The following is a 19,188-nucleotide window of genomic DNA, read 5'->3' as shown; positions in this document are numbered from 1 at the left end:
CGCCGGGTGGCTTGTTTATCGGGAATTCAGGTCAGGGCATGCTGCGCCGTCCGCCGATCACCATCTTCACGCGCGACGGCGCGCCGGCCGCCGCGCTGGTACGGGTCACGACCGGGCCGCCGCCGGGCTTGTAAAGCCGGTAGAACTGCAGCACGGTGCTCACGTATTGCTGCGTCTCCGGGTACGGCGGAATCCGGTTGTTGTAGCGCTGCACCGCGCCCTCGCCCGCGTTATAGGCGGCCAGCACCAGTTCCAGGTTGTCGGGAAACAGCTCCATCAGCCAGCGCAGGTAACGCACGCCGGCCGAGATGTTGGTGCGCGGGTCGGCCAGCTTTTCCTCCACGCTGCGGCGCGCGTCGGCGCTCACGCCAAAGCGCGTGCCGGTGTCGGGAATGACCTGCATCAGCCCGATGGCGCCCTTGGGCGACACGGCCGACGGGTTGAAGCCGGACTCCACCGCCATCACCGCCTTGACCAGCGCCGGGTCGACGTCCTGCTTCTCCGCGATCTGCCGGATCATCGGCTCGACCTTGGCGATATTCGGATGGTTGACGACGTAGCGGTACAGCTTGTTCTGTTCGAGATCGGTCGCCGCGGCATTCGCGTCGCGCGAGGTATCGAAGCTGCCGCCGTTCCTCATGAAGAGCTTGTAGCGCTCATCGAGCTTGCGTTCGGCAAAGTGGGCGATGCCATCCGAGTCGATGAAGCCGTAGAGTTCGGCATGCGCCGCCGGCGCACAGGCGAGACCGGCCACCATCAGCACGGCCGCGGCCGCTGAATGCCATGGTTTGCGTGTCGGTCTCATTGTCATCATGCGATCCGGCTTGGGTGCGAGGACGCCAAAGCGGGCATTATCCCCCTTTGTCCGTCCGCGCACAGACAGCCCGTCAGATATCGGCCTCGACTTCGTTACCCTTCTCTTCCAGCCAGCTGCGGCGCTGCGCGGCCTCGCCCTTGCCCATGAGCATGTTCATCATCTCGACGGTCTGCGGCAGGTCGAACTCGCCCAGCGCCACGGGCAGCAGGCGCCGCGTGTCCGGGTTCATGGTGGTTTCCCAGAGCTGTTCGGCGCTCATTTCGCCCAGGCCCTTGAAGCGGGAGATCTGCCAGCTGCCGTCCTTGACGCCATCCTTGAGCAGCTTGTCCTGGATGGCTTCCAGCTCACCTTCGTCGAGCGCATACAGCTTCTGTGCGGGCTTCTTGCCGCGCGCGGGCGCGTCGACGCGGAACAGCGGCGGGCGTGCCACGCAGACGTTGCCGGCGTCGATCAGCTTCGGGAAGTGGCGGAAGAACAGCGTCAGCAGCAGCACCTGGATGTGCGCGCCGTCCACGTCCGCGTCGGACAGGATGCAGATCTTGCCGTAGCGCAGGTTGGACAGGTCGGGCTCGTCGTGCGGGCCGTGCGGGTCCACGCCGATCGCCACCGCGATGTCGTGCACCTCGTTGTTGGCGAACAGGCGGTCGCGCTCGGTTTCCCAGGTATTGAGCACCTTGCCGCGCAGCGGCAGGATGGCCTGGAATTCCTTGTCGCGGCCCATCTTGGCGGAGCCGCCGGCGGAATCGCCCTCGACCAGGAAGATCTCGTTGCGCGTGACGTCGGTCGACTCGCAGTCGGTCAGCTTGCCGGGCAGCACGGCCACGCCGGAGCCCTTCTTCTTTTCCACCTTCTGCGCGGCGCGCGTGCGCGCCTGGGCCTGGCGGATCACCAGTTCGGCCAGCTTCTTGCCGTACTCGACGTGGTGGTTCAGCCACAGCTCCAGCGCCGGCCTGCTGAAGGTCGACACCAGACGCACCGCGTCGCGGCTGTTCAGGCGCTCCTTGATCTGGCCCTGGAACTGCGGGTCCAGCACCTTGGCCGAGAGCACGAACGAGGCGCGCGCGAACACGTCCTCGCTCATCAGCTTGACGCCCTTGGGCTGCAGCGCGTGCATCTCGATAAAGCTCTTGACCGCCTGGAACAGGCCTTCGCGCAGGCCGGACTCGTGCGTGCCGCCGGCCGGCGTGGGGATCAGGTTGACGTAGGACTCGCGCACCGGCGCGCCTTCTTCGGTCCAGGCCACCACCCACGAGGCGCCTTCGCCATCGGCAAAGCCTTCCTCGCCGGGGTTGGCGTCCGGGTCGGCGAAATGCTCGCCCTCGAACATCGGGATCACGAGTTCGGCGCCGCTGCCCTGCGCCAGCGCCTCGACCAGGTAGCCCTTCAGTCCCTGGTCGTACTGCCAGGTCTGGGACTCGCCGGTCTTCTCGATCACCAGCGTCACTTTCACGCCAGGCAGCAGCACGGCCTTGCTGCGCAGCAGGCGTTGCAGTTCGGCCTGCGGGATCGCGGCCGAATCGAAATACTTCGCGTCCGGCCATACCTGGACGCGCGTGCCGTTCTTCTTCTCGCCGCGCTCGAGTTTGCGCGAGCTGAGCGGCGTGGTCACATCGCCGCCGGAGAAGGTCAGCGTGGACATCATGCCGTCGCGCCAGACCGACACGTCGAGCTGCGTCGACAGCGCATTGGTCACCGACACGCCCACGCCGTGCAGGCCGCCCGAGAACGCGTAGGCGCCGCCCTTGCCCTTGTCGAACTTGCCGCCGGCGTGCAGCCGCGTGAAGACGATCTCGACCACCGGCACGCCTTCTTCCGGGTGGATGCCGACCGGGATGCCGCGGCCGTCGTCCTCCACGCTGACACTGCCGTCGCGGTGCAGCGTGACCAGGATCTCGGAACCGAAGCCGCCCAGCGCCTCGTCGGACGCGTTGTCGATCACCTCCTGCACGATATGCAGGGGGTTGTCGGTGCGGGTGTACATGCCGGGACGCTGCTTGACCGGCTCCAGGCCCTTCAGGACCCGGATGGAGGATTCGCTGTACTGACTGGTTTTGCTCGCCATGGAGTCGCTACGAAAGTGGAGATCCCGGCGGTTCGGGCGCGCATTCGTGGCTGCGCCGGGGTGCCGGGCACTGCATTGTAATGGAAGCCCGGACCGGCAATCGTGGCAAAAAGGCAGCGGCGCCGGCGCGCTTGCTTGCCGGCCATCCGGATTACCATGCTGCCCGTCCGGACTTGCGGGCCCTGCCCGACGCGTTCCGGAAAGCCGGGGTAAACTCGCGCAGACCGGCCCGGCACCCCCAATGCCGCTCCCGGCCAGCTCAGCAAGAACGACAACAACTACGGCACCCCGCCGCCCGCAGCGAGCCCGATATGCAGAACCGACCACTCTCCCTGACCACCGTGCTCGTGTGCGGCGGCCTGCTCGTCACCCTTTCCATGGGCATCCGGCATGGCTTCGGACTGTTCAACCTGCCGATCACGCAAACCCATGGCTGGAACCGCGAGACCTTCGCCTTCGCGCTGGCGCTGCAGAACCTGATGTGGGGCGCCAGCCAGCCCTTCGCCGGCGCGCTGGCCGACAAGTTCGGCGCGCTGCGCATCATGCTGATCGGCGTGGCGCTGTACGTGGGCGGGCTCGTGGTGATGGCGCTGTCGACCAGCGGCACGGCCTTCGCGACCGGCGCCGGCGTCATGATCGGCATCGCGCAGTCGGGCACGACCTACAGCGTGGTGTACGGCGTGATCGGCCGCGTGGCCAGCGCCGAGAAGCGCGTCTGGGCCATGGGCATTGCCGCCGCGGCGGGCTCCTTCGGCCAGTTCCTGATGATCCCGGTCGAGCAGACGCTGATCTCGGGGCTTGGCTGGCAGAACGCGCTGTTCGTGATGGCGCTGATGGCCTGCGTCATGCTGCCGCTGGCGTTCACGCTGCGCGAACCGAAGATGGCCGCGCATGACGGCGGGCATCACCAGACCATCGGCCAGGCCATCCGCGAGGCCTTCGGCAACCGCAATTTCCAGCTGCTGACGCTGGGCTACTTCGTATGCGGATTCCAGGTGGTGTTCATCGGCGTGCACCTGGCCCCCTACCTGAAGGACCAGGGCCTGACCGATCCGAAGATCGCCACCGTGGCGCTCGCGCTGATCGGCCTGTTCAATGTGTTCGGCACCTACACCGCCGGCGCGATGGGCCAGCGCATGCCCAAGCGCTATCTGTTGTCGGCCATCTACCTGACGCGCTCGGTGGTGATTACCGGCTACCTGCTGCTGCCGCTCTCGACCGCCAGCACCTGGATGTTTGCGGCGCTGATGGGCTTCCTGTGGCTGTCGACCGTGCCCCTGACCAACGGCATCATCGCCCAGGTGTTCGGGGTGAAATACCTGTCGATGCTGTCCGGCGTGGTGTTCTTCTCGCACCAGATCGGCAGCTTCCTGGGCGCCTGGCTGGGCGGCTACCTGTATGACCGCACCGGCGGCTACAACACGGTGTGGATGATCGCGATCGCGCTGGGCGTGATGGCCGCGCTGGTCAACTTGCCGATCCGCGAGCACGCGCTGGCGCGCCCGCAGCCGGTTGCGGCATGACTACCGCCGCCCGCGAGCACGTGTTGCGCGCTGCCGGCCTGCTGGTGCTGGCGGCGGCGCTGGTACTTGGGTTTATCGGTTACCTGCGGCCCTCGTTCATGGTCGACCTGACCAATATGGTGCTGGCGTGGTGCGGTTAGCCCGCCTCGCCCTTCGACTTCGCCTCCAGCACTTCCCAGCGCTCCAGCGCTTCCAGCAATTCCATCTCGATCTCGTCGTGGCGGGTCGCCAGCGTGGCGGCCTTGGCCGCGTCGCTGACATAAAGCGAGCCGTCTTCGAGCTGCGCCGAGATCGTCTTCTGTTCGGTTTCCAGCGACGCAATCCGCTCGGGCAAACCATCCAGCTCGCGCTGCTCCTTGTATGACAGCTTGACCGTGCGGTTGGCGCCGCGCGCCTCGCGGGAGTCCTTTGCCCTCACCGGCTCGGCCGTTTTCTGCTCGGGCTTGCGCGCTGCCTGCAGCGCGGCGCTGCGCTCGGACTGCGCGACCCAGTCGGAATAGCCGCCAACCGACTCGCGCCACTGGCCGTCGCCCTCGGCGGCAATCGTGGAGGTCACCACGTTGTCCAGGAACGCGCGGTCGTGCGAGACCAGGAACACCGTGCCGCTGTAGTCCTGCAGCAGCTCTTCCAGCAATTCCAGCGTGTCGATGTCGAGGTCGTTGGTCGGTTCGTCAAGCACGAGCACGTTGGCCGGGCGGGCAAACAGGCGCGCCAGCAGCAGCCGGTTGCGCTCGCCGCCGGACAGCGACTTGACCGGCGAGCGCGCGCGCTCCGGCGCGAACAGGAAGTCGCCCAGGTAGCTCATCACGTGCTTGCGCTGGCCGTTGACCTCGACCCAGTCGCTGCCCGGGCTGATGGTGTCGGCCAGGGACTTTTCCAGGTCGAGCTGGGTGCGCATCTGGTCGAAGTACGCGACCTGCAGGTTGCTGCCATTGCGCACGGTGCCGCTGTCGGGCGGCAGTTCACCCAGGATCAGCCGCAGCAGCGTGGTCTTGCCGGCACCGTTGGGGCCGATCAGGCCGACCTTGTCGCCGCGCATGATGGTGGCGCTGAAGTCGCGCACCACGATCTTGTCGCCGTAGCCCTTGTTCACGTCGGTCAACTCGGCCACGATCTTGCCGGAGCGATCGGCCTGCGAGACTTCCAGCTTGACGTTGCCCTGCGCCTCGCGCCGCGCGGCGCGTTCGCTGCGCATGGCTACCAGGCGCTGGATGCGCGCCACGCTGCGCGTGCGGCGCGCCTCCACGCCCTTGCGGATCCACACTTCTTCCTGGGCGAGCAGCTTGTCGAACTTGGCCTGCTCCACCTGTTCGGCGGCCAGCAGTTCCTCCTTGCGCGCCTGGTAGGCGGCAAAGTTGCCTGGGAAGGACAGCAGGCGGCCGCGGTCGAGTTCGACGATGCGGGTCGCCACGCGGTCCAGGAAGGCGCGGTCGTGGGTGATCAGCAGCACGCTGCCGCGGAAACCCAGCAGCAAGTCTTCCAGCCAGCGGATGGCTTCCACGTCGAGGTGGTTGGTCGGCTCGTCCAGCAGCAGGATATCCGGCTCCGCGACCAGGCCCTGCGCCAGCGCGACGCGCTTCTGCAGGCCGCCGGACAACGCGTCGACGCGCGTATGCGGATCCAGCCCGAGCCGGGCCAGCGTGCTTTCCACGCGCGTGCGCAGGTGCCAGGCACCGGCGGCGTCGAGTTCGGACTGCAGCCGGTGCAGTTCCGCCAGCGCAGCCTCGTCATGGCTGTCGGCCAGCCTCTCGGCCGCGGCTTCATAGCGCACCAGCAGGTCATGCGCCTGGCCCATGCCCTGCGACACGGCGTCGAACACCGTGATGCCGGGCTCGAATTGCGGCTCCTGCGGCACGTAGGCCGACGTCACGCCGGACTGGCGAGCGATCAGGCCGTCATCCGGCGCCGCCAGGCCGGCCACGATCTTCAGCAGCGAGGACTTGCCCGAGCCGTTGCGGCCGATCAGGCCGACGCGCTCGCCGGCTTCCAGCGAAAAATCGGTGTGGTCGAGCAAGGCCACGTGCCCGAAAGCAAGCTGGGCATCGGTAATGGAAAACAGGGCCATGGGAGGAAATCGGGCGGCATAAGTGCAGGATCGGAACGCGCACCGGCAACCGCGGGGGCTGGCGGCTTCGGCGCAAGGCAGGCCGCATTGTAGAACAACGGCGCCGGAACCCGTCTGCGGGTCTTGTGTCAGGTGACCGGAGCCAAAGAAGAAAGCGCCGCCCCTCGGATCAGGCAGAAAAGAAAGGGCCCGCAGCGCGGGCCCAAGAGTCTCTCCTCGGTGCCCTGCTCGCAGGACACGGAAGCAAGCATATCAATCGCCGGCACGCCGCTCCAGTTCGGAAATATCCGTAAGGGAAAGCCCCGTCAACTGGGGTGGCGGCCTGCCGTTGCGTACGTCGCACGGCGGTCTTGCCGCAGGTTGTCGGCAACCCGGCGCACATGGAACAATAGCCCGCGGGGTACAGCACGACAACGACAACTCAGAGCAGAGCCGCACGGAACCACACCTGACGGCCGCCATTAGTTTTTTTGCTTTCCTTTGACGGGGGTTTCCATGATCCAGAAGGGTCTGTCGCGCCGGGCTTCGCGCTCCAATGTCGCCTTTGTCTTGTCTTCCCTGGCATGTGCCGGGCTGCTGGCCGCGGGAGCCGGTCCCGCCGAATCCGCCACCGCGCCGGTCCTCCAGCACATCCAGCAAAGCGGCGTCATCCGCATTGCCCACCGTGAAAGCTCGGTGCCGTTTTCCTTCGTGGTCGACGGCAAGCCGGTCGGCTACGCGGTGGACCTGTGCCTGAGGATCGCCGACGCCGTGCGTACCTCGCTGCGCCTGCCCAACCTGCGCGTCGAATGGGTGCCGGTCACGCCGGCCAACCGCATTGCCGCGATTGCCGGGGGCAAGGCCGACCTGGAGTGCGGCTCCACTACCAACAACCGCGAGCGGCGCGAGCAGGTCGCCTTCACCATCCCGCATTACATCGCCGGCAGCCGCATGATCGTCAAGAGCGATTCGGGCATCGCCCGGTGGGCCGACTTGCGCGGCAAGACCGTGGTGTCCACGTCCGGCACCACGCCGCTGGCCATGCTGCGCAAGATGGACGAAGGCGGCGTGATGCAGTGGCGCCTGGTCGAGGCCAAGGACCACGCGCAGGCCTTTGCCATGGTCGAAGCCGGCAAGGCCGACGCCTTCGTGATGGACGACGTGCTGCTGTACGGCCTGCGCGCCAACGCCAGCCGGCCCGCCGACTTCAAGGTGACTGGCGAGATGCTGACCATCGAGCCCTACGCCATCATGCTGCCCAAGGGCGATGCCGAGTTCAAGAAGCTGGTGGACAGGACCCTGGTCGCCTCCGTCTACGAGCAGGAAACGCCTAAGCTCTACCGGAAGTGGTTCCAGGCACCGATTCCTCCGCATGGCATCACGCTCGATATCCCCATGAGCTACCTGCTGCGCGATTCCTTCAAGTTCCCCAGCGACAAGGTCGCGGACTGAACCCCACGCCGCAAGCGGGCCGCGACGCGTTCCGCTTGCGGCGGCCAGGTAGCCGACCAGGGCGACACGACCAGACCGGCCCCATCCGGGAGAGGGGGGAGGGGACGGGGCCCGGCTGGTTCGACAAGCTGATGCGCGTGCTGTCCGCGGCCTCCGCAGGCCGTGGTGGTGCGGCTGGCCGCGTTCGCGCTGCTGGGGTCGATCGCCAACGGCCTGACCGTGGCCATGCAGACGCCGGACGAACGCGAAGCCGCCCCGCTCACCTTCATGATCACGGCGTCCGGCATGACGCTGGCCGGCGTGGGCTCGGCCTTCTGGGGCGTGGCAGGCGGCATGCTGGCGCTGTTCGTGCTGCGCCGCAAGATCGCCTGAGGCCGGACCAGCCTAGAGCAGCAGGAAGGCGATATCGCGAAACCGGATATCTTCGAGTGCCACCCCCTTGCGGCGCTGGAACAGCACGTGCTGGAGCACACGGTCGCGATGTTCGCAGAATTGCGGAGTATCAAAGCGAAGCGCCGCCAGACCGTAGTGCTCGGCCAGCAGCTTGTAGACGCGGTGGCGCACCAGCAGCATTTCGTTCTCGGTTTGCAGGCGGCCGATCTCGGCGGCATGCTCCTCCTCGAGCTGGCGCATGCTGACCACCACGCGCGCATGCATGCCGCGGTAGCGGTCGGCTTCCGCGTGCGCCTTGCGCAGTTCCTCGCGCAGCGCCCGGACTTCCTGAACCAGCTTGAGATTGCTCTGCACGCCGCGATGAATGCGGGTCGCCTCCTCCAGGGCATAATCCGCCGCCGCGATTGTGTTCTGCCAGACGCCCGATTCGTCAGCCTCGGCGGCCGCCATACGCGTGTCTTGCCAGACCGTTGCCCCGTCAATGACTTGATTGCTCATTCCGCTCCCCCGGAAACTGAAAACACCCGCCGCCGTACGTTGTTTTGGATGGCCCGGCCTGGTCAGGTACTGCCGCGACCGCCTGCATGTCGCTTGAAGCGCACAATAGCATTCAAAACTGCAATACTGCTTCGCACAACCACCGCAAGGGAGGGCATACCTGTCCGCTGCGGTGTCTGCGCAACACTTGCCCGCCCCGGCGCGCTCCGTCCGCTTGCCCATATAACCCTTTTTCACATATGAACGGATACCTCCTGCTAACGCTGGCCATCGTGGCCGAGGTCATTGCCACCAGCAGCCTGAAGGCTGCGGAGAATTTCACGCGGCTGGTGCCCAGCATGCTGGTCGTGGCCGGCTACGCCTGCGCCTTCTACCTGCTGATGCTGGTCATGGAGTCCGTGCCGGTCGGGGTCGCCTATGCCATCTGGAGCGGCGCCGGCATCGTGCTGGTCACGCTGATCGCCATGGTGCTGTACCGCCAGGTGCCGGACGTGGCGGCCTGCCTGGGCATCGGGCTGATCATCGCCGGCGTGGCGGTGATCCAGCTTTTCTCGAAAACCAGCGGGCACTAGCAGCGGCGGCGCCTAGAATGGATTTGGTTCCTGCCACGGGAGACCGCCATGCTTACCGCCCTGCTCTTCGCCGCAGCCATCATCGCCCTGTACATCCTTGCCGTGAGGGCCGAGTTCTTCCACAAGTCGCCGCTCTACCCCGAACACGAACATCCGGTGCAGTACTGGTGGAACCGGCTGGTGCATCACAAGAAGTAGTTGCCGGGTACCGCGCGGCGGCAAAGCAATGGAAGCCGCCGTGCAGCGGTGCCACCCGACCCGCGCTGGCTACCGCAAACTTGCGAATTTCGGCGAAATGCTCCCCGCCGGGACCGGCATTGTCCATCCCCCGGCCGCGGCCGATCGGCCTTCCCCGCCGCTGGAACACGCTCCGGGCGAGAGGATTTTGATATACTCCGCCCCGTCTTCAGGATCACCGCAGCCCTGCGGAACCATGGTCCTGACAACTCTGTCCCTCGCCGTAGTTCAATGGATAGAACGAGCGCCTCCTAAGCGCTAGATACAGGTTCGATTCCTGTCGGCGGGACCAAGCCCTCGCTTCATCCGTACCGGATCTTCCCCAGACACCACTGCCATTCATCGCCGCCGACATTCGCCCGCCGCCAGGGACCGCCCCTGCGAGGCCAGTCGCGCCCGGCGCGGCGCGTGGCGCCCCACCCTGCTGCCGGCGTGCCGGCCTCCTGCCGAGGCGACGGCAGCGTGGCCGTTGCGGTGGCTCTGGCGACCGCGATACACGGCGCAATCTGCTCTGACGATCAGTCCGGACATGGCTGGCTCCTTCGTGTTCTGTACCGAAAACGTTTCAGGCCACCCGAAGGCTGACCTGCAAGATGCTGGCCGCAAGCCGCAACATGGCGCACAGCGCGGCGCGGGGGTGGCGCAGGCAGGTTTCCACTTGTTCGCTGCGACTCTCGCCGGACAGGCACCACGAGCAGAAGTGCTCGCAGTTGTTGGAAAACAGGTGGTAGCGGTTCTCGCCCAGGCGGGAACGCGCACGGGCCACCGCCTCGATACCGACAAAGCTGGCGCACGGCTCCGCCCGGACTGCGACCGCGCAACCGGCGGCAAACGCTTCCAGGCTGGTTTCCTCGACCGGCCCAGCCTGCAGCGTACGGGCGAAGCCGGCATAGTGGATGACGCGGCCGTGTCCGGCATAGATGCCGTGATGCACATAGCCGTAGCGCCTCGTCACCAGGTGGGCACCCGGCGATAGCTCAGCGGCCAGGCTTCCATCATCGTGGCGACGTTCGTTTTGTGGTGCGTGCTGGTGTGGCATGGCTGGCCTCGGGGTGTCTGGTCGCTGCAGTCATTGCTGCGTCGTTGCCAGACCCTCTGCATGACACGTGCCAGTGCCCCCTGGTCGCGCCAGCTCGACGTTTGCGGCCAATGTGGCGTCGTGGAGGCGCGTCGACTGTTGCCTGGCGACCAACGACATTGCCGCCAGGTTGTTGGCCGGGCGCCACCATTACGCTCCGGGCCAACTGCACACAGCGGGTTTTTGGCAGGACCATCCGTTCGCCACGGGCAAAGAGGTATCGGGCGGGGCCGGGTGATCCGCTTTTACGAGACCAGCAACAGCTTCTATGCTGATCAGATGCGAGCAAGCGCTTCCACTGACGGAGGGCATCTTGACTGGCGTGTCGCAATTCCGCTGGACATCGGCGGCCTGCACCGACGTGGGCCGCGTACGCGAGCGCAATGAGGATGCGTGCCTGGATCTTCCTGACCTGGGCATCTGGGTCGTGGCCGACGGCATGGGCGGCCACGCGGTCGGTGATTTCGCCAGCCAGGCCGTCACACAGGCACTGGCGGGCCTGGCGGCGCGGCCATCACTGGAAGAACGGCTGGCCGACGTGGGCGCCGCGCTGCAGGACGTCAACCGCACGCTGATTGCCGAAGCCGCGCGCCTGCAGGTGCGCTGCGTGGGCACCACCGTGGTGGCGTTGGCAGTGGGTGACCGCCGCTGCGGATGTCTCTGGGCCGGTGACAGCCGGCTCTACCGGATGCGCGACGGACGGCTGCAGCGCCTGACGCGCGACCACAGCCAGGTAGAGCGGCTGCTCGCACGCGGGCTGATCACCGCGGAGGAAGCGCGGCACCACCCTGCGCACAACACCATCACGCGTGCCGTCGGCGCGGCCGACACGCTCATGCCGGAACAGCTGTTCGTCGATGTCGCCGATGGCGATGTGTTCCTGCTTTGCAGCGACGGCCTGAGCAATGAAGTCGACGACGATGGCATTGCATCGGTACTGGCCGCAGGCGGCGATCCCGCTGCCGCGGCCGAGGCGCTTGTGAAGATGGCGCTGGATCATGGCGGCCATGACAACGTCACCGTCGTGGTGGTGCGGGCTGAGGATCCTTACGGTTCGGATATGACGCTGGTGAATCCGGAGGTATAGGGGGAACATCATCGTTCGTGGCATGCGCCCCCTGATCGCCTTCTATCCCGGCAACAGGACCGTAGACCCCGTCGTCCTGCGCGCCTCCAGGTCCCGATGTGCCTGCGCGACATCGGCCAGCGCATATCTCTGCCGGATATCGATCTTCACCTTGCCGCTGCCGACCGCCTCAAACAGGTCCGCCACCATCGGCTCCAGCAATTCGCGGTGAACCACATAGGTCATCAGCGTCGGCCGCGTAAGCCGCAGCGACCCCTTGCTGCCCAGGACTGAGATATCGAACGGCGGCACCGGGCCCGAGGCATTGCCGAAGCTGACCATGGTGCCGCGCGGCGCCAGGCAGTCGAGCGAGCCGTGGAAGGTGTCGGCGCCGATCGAGTCATACACGGCCGGCACGCCCTTGCCGCCAGTGATCTCCTTGACCCGGTCCACAAACGATTCACGCGTATAGACCACGGTATGCGTGCAGCCATGCGCGCGCGCAAGCTCCGCCTTCTCATCGCTGCCGACCGTGCCGATCACCGTGACACCGAGCGCCTTGAGCCACTGGCAGGCGATCAGCCCGACGCCGCCGGCCGCCGCATGCAGCAGCACGGTGTCGCCGGCCTGCACGCGGTAGCTGTCGCGGATCAGGTACTGCGCGGTCAGGCCCTGCAGCATCATGGCCGCGCCCTGCTCGAAGGAAATCGAATCGGGCAGGCGCACGACGATATCGGCCGGCATCACGCGCACCTGCGCATAGGCGCCGTTCGGGCGGCCCGCGTAGGCCACGCGGTCGCCCGCGCGCAGGTGGGTCACGCCCGCGCCCACCGCCTCGACCACGCCCGCGCCTTCCATGCCCAGCCCGGCGGGCAGCGGCTGCTTGTAAAGGCCCGAGCGGAAGTAGACGTCGATATAGTTGAGCCCCACCGCCTCATGGCGGACCCGGACTTCGCCCGGGCCGGGCTCGCCGACTTCCACGTCGACCCACTGCATCACTTCCGGTCCGCCGGTCTGTTCGATCCGGATGGCTTTGGTCATCTGCATGTCTCCTGTCAGTCAGGCTAATTGGGGTTGGGGATCAGCCTTTCGCCTCGATGCGGCACAGCTCGGCGATCAGCAGGTCCGCCGTGGCGACGTTGGTCGCGCACGGCACGTTATGCACGTCGCACGCGCGCACGAGCGCGTTGATATCCGGCTCGTGCGGCTGCGGCGTCATCGGGTCGCGCAGGAAGATCACGGCGCGCACTCGCCCTTCCGCAAGCTGGGCGCCAATCTGCAGGTCACCGCCCCAGGGCCCGGACAGCATTCGCGTCACATCGAGCCCGACTTCATCGATCAGCCGGCCACCGGTGGTACCGGTCGCGAGCAGCTCGCACTGCGCAAGGAATTCGCGATGCCGTGTGGCAAAGGCAACGATGTCGTCCTTCTTGTGGTCGTGTGCAATCAGGGCAATACGTGGGCGGGTCATCAAGGGTCCTTGTTGCGGTAAGCGACTGCAGGTAAAAGGTGCGGCCAGTAGCGGGGCCGCGCCGGGTTCAGAACGTGCCGGGGTAGGCGCCGCCGTCGAGCAGGATGTTCTGCGCCGTGATGTACGCGGCCTGGCGGCTGCACAGGAAGGCGCAGGTGGCGCCGAACTCGGCCGGGTCGCCGAAGCGGCGCGAAGGGTTCTGCGCGGCGCGGCGTTGCGCGATTTCTTCGATGCTCAGGTTGGCCTTCTGTGCCGCGCCTTCCATGGTCTTGGCCAGGCGATCGGTGTTGAACGGCCCCGGCAGCAGGTTGTTCACTGTCACGCCGTGCTGCGCCACTTCGCGCGCCAGCCCGGCGATGAAGCCGGTCAGGCCCGAGCGCGCGCCGTTGGACAGGCCCAGGATGTCGATCGGGGCCTTCACCGCACCGCTCGTGATGTTGATGATGCGGCCCCACTTGCGCGCGATCATGCCGTCGACCGTGGCCTTGATCAGTTCGATCGGGGTCAGCATGTTGGCGTCCAGCGCCGCCAGCCACGCGTCGCGGTCCCAGTCGCGGAAATTGCCCGGCGGCGGGCCGCCGGCGTTGTTGACCAGGATGTCGAGATCGCCCAGCTTGGCCACGGCATCGAGCGCGGCCTTGCGGCCTTCCGGCTTCGTGATGTCGGTGGCCACCGCGATCACGCGGCGGCCATGGCGCGCGCGCAGGTCGGCCGCGGCCTTCTCCAGCGCCTCGGCGCCGCGCGCAACGATCACCACGTCCACGCCTTCGGCGGCCAGCGCGTCCGCGCAGGCGAAGCCCAGGCCCTTGCTCGCGCCGCACACCAGTGCATGCTTGCCACGCAGTCCCAGATCCATTTCTCGTTCTCCCAGTTGCTTGCTGCTTGTATCGTTTGTCAGTCAGGGGTGGTGTCGCCGCCCGGTCATGCCTTGCGCGCCGACAACAGGTACATCCCGCCCAGCACCAGCGCGCTGCCCGCCAGCTGCACGCCGCTGACCGGTTCGTCGAGCAGCCAGAAGGCCAGGAACAGCGTCGATACCGGGCCGATCATGCCCGCCTGCGAGGCCATCGGCGCGCCGATGCGGGCCACGGCCACCATCGTCATCGAGACGGGCAGCACCGTGCAGAACACCGCATTGACGAGTGACAGCCACATCACCGGCGCCGGCTGCGCGAGCTCGGCTACAGGCCGGCCCAGCGCCAGGTACTGCAGCATGCAGCATGCGGTGGACACGCACATCGCATACGCCACCAGCCGCAGCGAGCCGATGCGCTGCACCAGCTCGCCGCTCAGGATCAGGTAGATACCATACGTCAAGGCACTGGCCAGCACCAGCGCGCCGCCAAGCCAGACCTGCGCGCCGCTGACATCGAGGTCATGGGCGAACACCAGCACGATGCCGAGGTAGGCCAGCAGCAGCGACACCCACTGCCGCGCGGCAATCGGGCGCCGGAACAGCAGCGCCGTGGCCAGCAGCACGAACGACGGCGTCAGGAACAGGATCAGCCGTTCCAGCCCCGCGGTGATGTACTGCAGGCCCAGGAAATCCATGAAGCTCGACAGGTAGTAGCCAATGAAGCCAAGGAACACCACGCGTCCACGGTCGGCCCACGACAGCGCCGGCAGGCGCCGCGACTGCCACCAGCCGATCGCCATGAACAGCGGCACGGCGAACAGCATGCGCAGCGTGATCACCATGACGGCGTCGACGCTGTAGCGGTACATCAATTTGGCGACAATGGCCTTGGCGGAGAACAGCACGGCGCCAACGGCCGCGATAGCCAGCCCCGAACGCTGCGGCAACGGCAGCGCAGCGGGCATGGCAAGAGATTTTGGTGAAACTGGCACGGGGGAATTCAGGCGGAGAGGCTGCCGCCGCAACCGTGGCCGGCCGGGTCGGCAAAGACGACCAGAAGATTGTATTCGAAAAGAAGCATGGACATCGGCCTACCGCCCGGTATGCCTCCGCTCGTCCGCATTTGCCTACAATGGGCGCTTCCGCACGGACATCCATCGACAATGGACCGATGGCCGTGCCGGGACTACAGAACAACGCAACCCGTAGAGGAGTTTCCGCGCCATGCCGCAACGCCCTGCCCTTCGCCGCCGCGCCACGCTGATCGCCCTGACGCTAGGTGCCACCACGGCCGCCACGCTCGGCGCCCTGCCGCTGGCCGCCGCCGCGGCCGACACGTTCCCGGCCAAGCCGATCCGCTTCGTCGTCCCGTACGCCGCCGGCGGCACCACGGATCTCGTCGCGCGTACCGTCGGCCAGCGCGTGGCCGAGAAACTGGGCCAGCCCGTGGTCATCGAAAACCGGCCCGGCGCCGGCGGCAACATCGGCATGGACGCCGTGGCCAAGGCCGCGCCCGATGGCTACACCATCGGCTTCGGTGCGATCTCCACCAATGCGCTGAATCCGCATGTCTACAAGCAGGTGCCGTTCGACCCGCGCAAGGACTTCACCGCCATCAGCCTGCTTGGCACCTCGACCATCGTGCTTGAGGTGAGCCCGTCGCTGCCGGTGAAGACCGTGCCGGAACTGATTGCCTATGCCAAGGCACATTCCGGGCTGACGTACGCGACCGCGGGCACCGGCACGTCGATGCATCTGGCCGGCGCGATGTTCTCGCAGATGACGCATACCGGCCTGACGCACGTGCCGTACAAGGGCAGCAGCCCGGCCATCAACGACATGCTCGGCGGGCATATCGCCGTGATGTTCGACAACCTGCCGGCCTCGCTGCCGCACATCCAGGCAGGCAAGCTGCGCGCGCTGGCCGTGGCCGGCAAGAGCCGCTCGCCGTCGCTGCCGGACGTGCCGACGCTGGCCGAGGCCGGCCTGCCGGGCTATGCGGTGGAGCCGTGGTTCGGCGTCTATGGCCCGGCCAACCTGCCCGCGCCCGTGGTGCAGGCACTCAATGCCGCTTTCGTCGAAGCGCTGGGCCGCGCGGACGTGCGCGAGAAGCTGACGCAGGCCGGCTTCAACCCGAAGGGCTCGAGCGCGACGGAGCTGCAGACGCTTACGCTGCAGGAGTACGAGCGCTTCGGCAAGGTAGCGAAGAGCGCGGCCATTACCGTCGATTAAGCTTCGCCACAGGCGCACCTTCGCCACCTTCGTCGGTATACTCGGGGCACACCATCCATCGCACCACGATCGAAGTGCCCTCCTCCTCCGACCAGCCCGCCGCCAAGACCGACCCCGGCTACGATTTCACCGAACAGGTGGGCCACCTGCTGCGCCGCGCGTACCAGCGCCACGTGGCCATCTTCCAGCAGACCATTCCCGATTCGCAGCTCACGGCCGCGCAATTCGTGGTGCTGTGCGCGGTCAGGGACCGGCAACCGTGCTCGCTCAATGAAGTGGTGCGCGCCACGGCGATCGACCAGGCCACGGTGCGCGGCATCATCGAGCGGCTCAAGGCACGCGAGCTGATTGCGGTATCGCACGATCCGAATGACCGGCGCAAGGTGGTGGTGACGGTGACGGAGGCCGGGCTGGCGCTGATCGACGAGACGGTGCCGTTCGCGAAGCAGATTTCCGAACAGACGTTTGGCAACCTGAACCCGGCCGAGCGCGTGGCGGTAACTTACCTGCTACGCAAGATGAGCGAGATCGACGAATCAAACGGCGGGAACTGAGCGGCAGCGCAAATACTGCTGCCGGTTTGCTAGGGCCGACGGCTACGCAGAACGGCCAGCACCGTCTCCGGCACAAACGGCGGCCGCCGCAAGCGCACGCCGATCGCATCGAACAATGCGTTGGCCATCGCCGGCGCGCCCGGCAATGATGCCGACTCGCCCGCGCCCAAAGGTGGCTCCGACTGCCGCGGCATCAGCACCACCTCGATCGGCGGAATCTCCGGGAAAGTCAGCAGCGGATAGCCGCCCCACTCCCGGCTGGCCACGCCCGTGCCGTCAAAGCGCACCTGCTCCTTGAGCACGCGGCTCAGCGTCTGCACCACGTTGCCGTGGATCTGGTGGCGTACGCCGTTGGGGTTGACCATCATGCCGGTGTCCTGGCCCACGACGATCTTTTCGACGGCGATCTGGCCAGTGTCGGCATCGACGCAAACATCGAGGATCCATGCGGCCCACGCCGCGCCGAAGCCCGGAAAGCGGCTGTGGATATAGCGCGCGTAGGCCACGCCGCGGCCACGCAGCTTGCCGTCCGCATCCGGTACGCCGCGTGAACCCTGTGTCCCGCGTTGCCAGCCCGCGGCTTGCGCGACGGCGCGCAGCAGGTCGGCGGCGCGTTCGTCCGGCAGGTGGCGCAGGCGGAAGTCCACGGGGTCCGTGCCGGCCTCGCTCGCCAGTTCGTCAATCATGCATTCATGCGCGAACGTATTCGGCAGTGCCGATACCCCGCGCAGCCACGATGCACGCACGATGGCGGGCGTATCGTCGCAGCCGATGCGGCGGCCCGCGTAGGCGTATGGCGGCACCGCGGTGCGGTCGCCCATCTCGAGCATGCACGGCGCATTGGGCACCTGCCCGGTCAACAGCAGCGCCAGCGTCGGCGCATCGTTGGACGGATAGCGGCTGACGAAGTCGTAGCCGAGCAATTCGCCGCCGGCGCCAAGCGTCGCGCTGACGTCCATCAGCTGCGCCGCACCCTTGGGCTCCCACAGGTGTTCCTGCTCGCGCGAGAGCTGTACGCGCACCGGGCGGCCCACCGCGCGCGAAAGGAGCACGGCGTCGGCGCAAACATCATCGGCGCAATTGCGGCCGTAGCAGCCTGCGGCCTCCATGCGCACGATCTCGATGCTGTCCTCGCCAAGTCCGGACAGCCGCGCCAGGTCAATGCGCAGTACATGCGGGTTCTGTGTGCCCGACCATACCGTCAGGCCGTCCTCGCGCCAGTCCGCCACACTGCATGACGGGCCGATGGAGCCGTGCATCTGGTAAGGCCAGACATAGTGGCGTGCCAGCGTAGTGCCGGCATTGGCCGCCGGCATCTCGCCGTCGTCCAGCAAGGCGCGGCGCGTGGCCGGATTGGCACGCAACACAGGCTCGGGATCGTCGAGCGCCGGCAGCGGCGGGACCGGCTTCCAGCGCACGCGCAGGCGCCGCGCCGCCAATACCGCGTACTCCTCGCGCTCGGCGACCACGCCGACGAAATCGCCTTGCACGATGACGTCGACCAGTCCCGGCACATCGCGCACGGAATCGCGATCGACTTCCAGCAGGCTGGTCCCGACGAAATCGCCGGCATCGCGGCCGGCGTACGGCGGGCGCACCACGCGGCCATGCAGCATGCCGGGCACGCGCACGTCATGCACGAAGGTCAGCACCCCGCGCGCCTTGTCGGGGATATCCACGCGGCCCGCGCCACGGCCCACAATGCGATAGGCCTCGACCGGCTTGGTCGGCACGTCGTCGGCCAGCGGCAGCTCGACATGTCCGCCGGCCACCAGGGCGCCGTAGCCGATGCCGTCCTGCACGCCTTTTACGCGAAACACGCCGTCGTCGGCCTCCAGCGTTTCCGGCGCCACGCCCAGTTGCTGCGCCGCGCGCGTCTGCAGCCATGCGCGCGTCTGCGCGGCCGCGCGCCGCAGCGGGATGGCGGAAATCTGGATCGACGCGCTGGCAATGGTCGGGCCCTGGTTGGGCGTGGCCTCGGTATGGCCAAGCACCATGCGCACGCGCGCGAGCGGCACGTCGAGCTCTTCGGCGACGATCTGCGCCAGCGCGGTGCGGATACCGGTGCCCAGGTCGACATGGCCGTTGAAGGCGAGCACCTCGCCGGTATCGCGCACGGCCACGAAGATATCGGGCAGCGCCGGCACATAGTCCGACGCGGCGCCCGGCTGGCCTGGCGCGGGACGCGCCGCCGCCTGCGGGGCGCGCGTTACCAGCAGCACGCCGCTGGCCTGCAGCAGCGCCAGGCGCTGCGCGCGCGGGGTGGAGGCCTCCGCCTCGGGAACGGAATCGAGGATTGTCGCAGTCATAGCTCGTGAATTTTGCCGCTTCGC

Annotated in this window: 18 protein-coding genes, 1 tRNA gene and 1 pseudogene; 10 read left to right on the top strand and 10 right to left on the bottom strand. The window is 67.2% G+C overall.

Translation table 11 applies throughout. The features are described from left to right. Window positions 1-31: 31 nt before the first annotated feature. Both CupriaWKF_RS04515 and CupriaWKF_RS04510 read right to left on the bottom strand, forming a co-directional pair. Complete coding sequence (locus CupriaWKF_RS04515; RefSeq protein ID WP_276100665.1) at window positions 32-811, bottom strand: lytic transglycosylase domain-containing protein; 780 nt, start codon at window positions 809-811, stop codon at window positions 32-34. A 76-nt stretch (window positions 812-887) separates the two neighbouring features. Beyond that, complete coding sequence (locus CupriaWKF_RS04510; protein ID WP_276099828.1) at window positions 888-2,879, bottom strand: DNA topoisomerase IV subunit B; 1,992 nt, start codon at window positions 2,877-2,879, stop codon at window positions 888-890. Window positions 2,880-3,190: 311 nt separating this feature from the next. Here CupriaWKF_RS04510 and CupriaWKF_RS04505 point away from each other — a divergent pair, with 311 nt between their 5' ends. After that, a complete protein-coding gene (locus CupriaWKF_RS04505; protein WP_276099827.1) occupies window positions 3,191-4,402 on the top strand; it encodes an MFS transporter in 1,212 nt (403 codons plus the stop codon). After that, complete coding sequence (locus CupriaWKF_RS04500; protein WP_276099826.1) at window positions 4,399-4,542, top strand: hypothetical protein; 144 nt, start codon at window positions 4,399-4,401, stop codon at window positions 4,540-4,542. Before CupriaWKF_RS04505 ends, CupriaWKF_RS04500 begins: the two co-directional genes overlap by 4 nt. On the opposite strand, the gene CupriaWKF_RS04495 is transcribed toward CupriaWKF_RS04500, so the two are convergent. Next, a complete protein-coding gene (locus tag CupriaWKF_RS04495) occupies window positions 4,539-6,467 on the bottom strand; it encodes an ATP-binding cassette domain-containing protein (protein ID WP_276099825.1) in 1,929 nt (642 codons plus the stop codon). The genes CupriaWKF_RS04500 and CupriaWKF_RS04495 overlap by 4 nt on opposite strands. Window positions 6,468-6,962: 495 nt before the next feature. Here CupriaWKF_RS04495 and CupriaWKF_RS04490 point away from each other — a divergent pair, with 495 nt between their 5' ends. Together CupriaWKF_RS04490 and CupriaWKF_RS04485 are read left to right on the top strand one after the other, a co-directional pair. Continuing rightward, a complete protein-coding gene (locus CupriaWKF_RS04490; protein ID WP_276099824.1) occupies window positions 6,963-7,898 on the top strand; it encodes an amino acid ABC transporter substrate-binding protein in 936 nt (311 codons plus the stop codon). A 153-nt stretch (window positions 7,899-8,051) separates the two neighbouring features. Next, window positions 8,052-8,270 (top strand): annotated as a pseudogene (locus CupriaWKF_RS04485) (benzoate/H(+) symporter BenE family transporter); the annotation flags it as partial. Window positions 8,271-8,282: 12 nt separating this feature from the next. On the opposite strand, the gene CupriaWKF_RS04480 reads toward CupriaWKF_RS04485, so the two are convergent. Further along, window positions 8,283-8,741: a hypothetical protein gene (locus tag CupriaWKF_RS04480; protein WP_276099823.1), complete on the bottom strand. Its 459-nt coding sequence runs from the start codon at window positions 8,739-8,741 to the stop codon at window positions 8,283-8,285. 287 nt (window positions 8,742-9,028) lie between these two features. Here CupriaWKF_RS04480 and CupriaWKF_RS04475 point away from each other — a divergent pair, with 287 nt between their 5' ends. The 3 genes from CupriaWKF_RS04475 (at window position 9,029) to CupriaWKF_RS04465 (ending at window position 9,890) form a co-directional block, all read left to right on the top strand. Continuing rightward, window positions 9,029-9,361: an SMR family transporter gene (locus tag CupriaWKF_RS04475; protein WP_276099822.1), complete on the top strand. Its 333-nt coding sequence runs from the start codon at window positions 9,029-9,031 to the stop codon at window positions 9,359-9,361. Between the two features lie 48 nt (window positions 9,362-9,409). Next, window positions 9,410-9,559: a hypothetical protein gene (locus CupriaWKF_RS04470; RefSeq protein ID WP_276099821.1), complete on the top strand. Its 150-nt coding sequence runs from the start codon at window positions 9,410-9,412 to the stop codon at window positions 9,557-9,559. Window positions 9,560-9,815: 256 nt separating this feature from the next. Continuing rightward, window positions 9,816-9,890: transfer RNA gene (locus tag CupriaWKF_RS04465), tRNA-Arg, on the top strand. Window positions 9,891-10,163: 273 nt separating this feature from the next. On the opposite strand, the gene CupriaWKF_RS04460 is transcribed toward CupriaWKF_RS04465, so the two are convergent. Beyond that, window positions 10,164-10,637 (bottom strand): lecithin retinol acyltransferase family protein, encoded by a 474-nt coding sequence (locus CupriaWKF_RS04460; RefSeq protein WP_276099820.1) that lies wholly within the window; start codon window positions 10,635-10,637, stop codon window positions 10,164-10,166. 352 nt (window positions 10,638-10,989) lie between these two features. Between CupriaWKF_RS04460 and CupriaWKF_RS04455 the strand changes: the two genes are divergently transcribed. Further along, window positions 10,990-11,763: a protein phosphatase 2C domain-containing protein gene (locus CupriaWKF_RS04455; protein ID WP_276099819.1), complete on the top strand. Its 774-nt coding sequence runs from the start codon at window positions 10,990-10,992 to the stop codon at window positions 11,761-11,763. 42 nt (window positions 11,764-11,805) lie between these two features. Here CupriaWKF_RS04455 and CupriaWKF_RS04450 read toward each other — a convergent pair whose 3' ends face one another. The 4 genes from CupriaWKF_RS04450 to CupriaWKF_RS04435 all read right to left on the bottom strand — a co-directional run bounded on the left by CupriaWKF_RS04450 (window position 11,806) and on the right by CupriaWKF_RS04435 (window position 15,034). Then, complete coding sequence (locus CupriaWKF_RS04450) at window positions 11,806-12,783, bottom strand: quinone oxidoreductase (protein ID WP_276099818.1); 978 nt, start codon at window positions 12,781-12,783, stop codon at window positions 11,806-11,808. A gap of 40 nt (window positions 12,784-12,823) precedes the next feature. Next, window positions 12,824-13,213, bottom strand: a complete 390-nt coding sequence (locus CupriaWKF_RS04445; RefSeq protein ID WP_276099817.1) for a methylglyoxal synthase — start codon at window positions 13,211-13,213, stop codon at window positions 12,824-12,826. A 67-nt stretch (window positions 13,214-13,280) separates the two neighbouring features. Beyond that, on the bottom strand, window positions 13,281-14,069 hold the full coding sequence (locus CupriaWKF_RS04440) for an SDR family oxidoreductase (protein WP_276099816.1): 789 nt from the start codon (window positions 14,067-14,069) through the stop codon (window positions 13,281-13,283). Window positions 14,070-14,134: 65 nt separating this feature from the next. After that, window positions 14,135-15,034 (bottom strand): DMT family transporter, encoded by a 900-nt coding sequence (locus tag CupriaWKF_RS04435; RefSeq protein ID WP_276099815.1) that lies wholly within the window; start codon window positions 15,032-15,034, stop codon window positions 14,135-14,137. Between the two features lie 259 nt (window positions 15,035-15,293). Here CupriaWKF_RS04435 and CupriaWKF_RS04430 point away from each other — a divergent pair, with 259 nt between their 5' ends. Both CupriaWKF_RS04430 and CupriaWKF_RS04425 read left to right on the top strand, forming a co-directional pair. Beyond that, window positions 15,294-16,301: a tripartite tricarboxylate transporter substrate binding protein gene (locus CupriaWKF_RS04430; protein WP_276099814.1), complete on the top strand. Its 1,008-nt coding sequence runs from the start codon at window positions 15,294-15,296 to the stop codon at window positions 16,299-16,301. Window positions 16,302-16,375: 74 nt separating this feature from the next. Beyond that, window positions 16,376-16,855: a MarR family winged helix-turn-helix transcriptional regulator gene (locus tag CupriaWKF_RS04425; RefSeq protein ID WP_276099813.1), complete on the top strand. Its 480-nt coding sequence runs from the start codon at window positions 16,376-16,378 to the stop codon at window positions 16,853-16,855. Window positions 16,856-16,884: 29 nt separating this feature from the next. On the opposite strand, the gene CupriaWKF_RS04420 is transcribed toward CupriaWKF_RS04425, so the two are convergent. Next, window positions 16,885-19,164, bottom strand: coding sequence for a molybdopterin cofactor-binding domain-containing protein (locus CupriaWKF_RS04420; RefSeq protein ID WP_276099812.1), 2,280 nt, complete (start codon window positions 19,162-19,164; stop codon window positions 16,885-16,887). Window positions 19,165-19,188 lie beyond the last annotated feature (24 nt).

It is taken from the genome of Cupriavidus sp. WKF15, from assembly GCF_029278605.1.
In the GTDB taxonomy this organism is placed as follows: domain Bacteria; phylum Pseudomonadota; class Gammaproteobacteria; order Burkholderiales; family Burkholderiaceae; genus Cupriavidus.
This window is presented reverse-complemented; position numbering and strand designations above follow the sequence as displayed.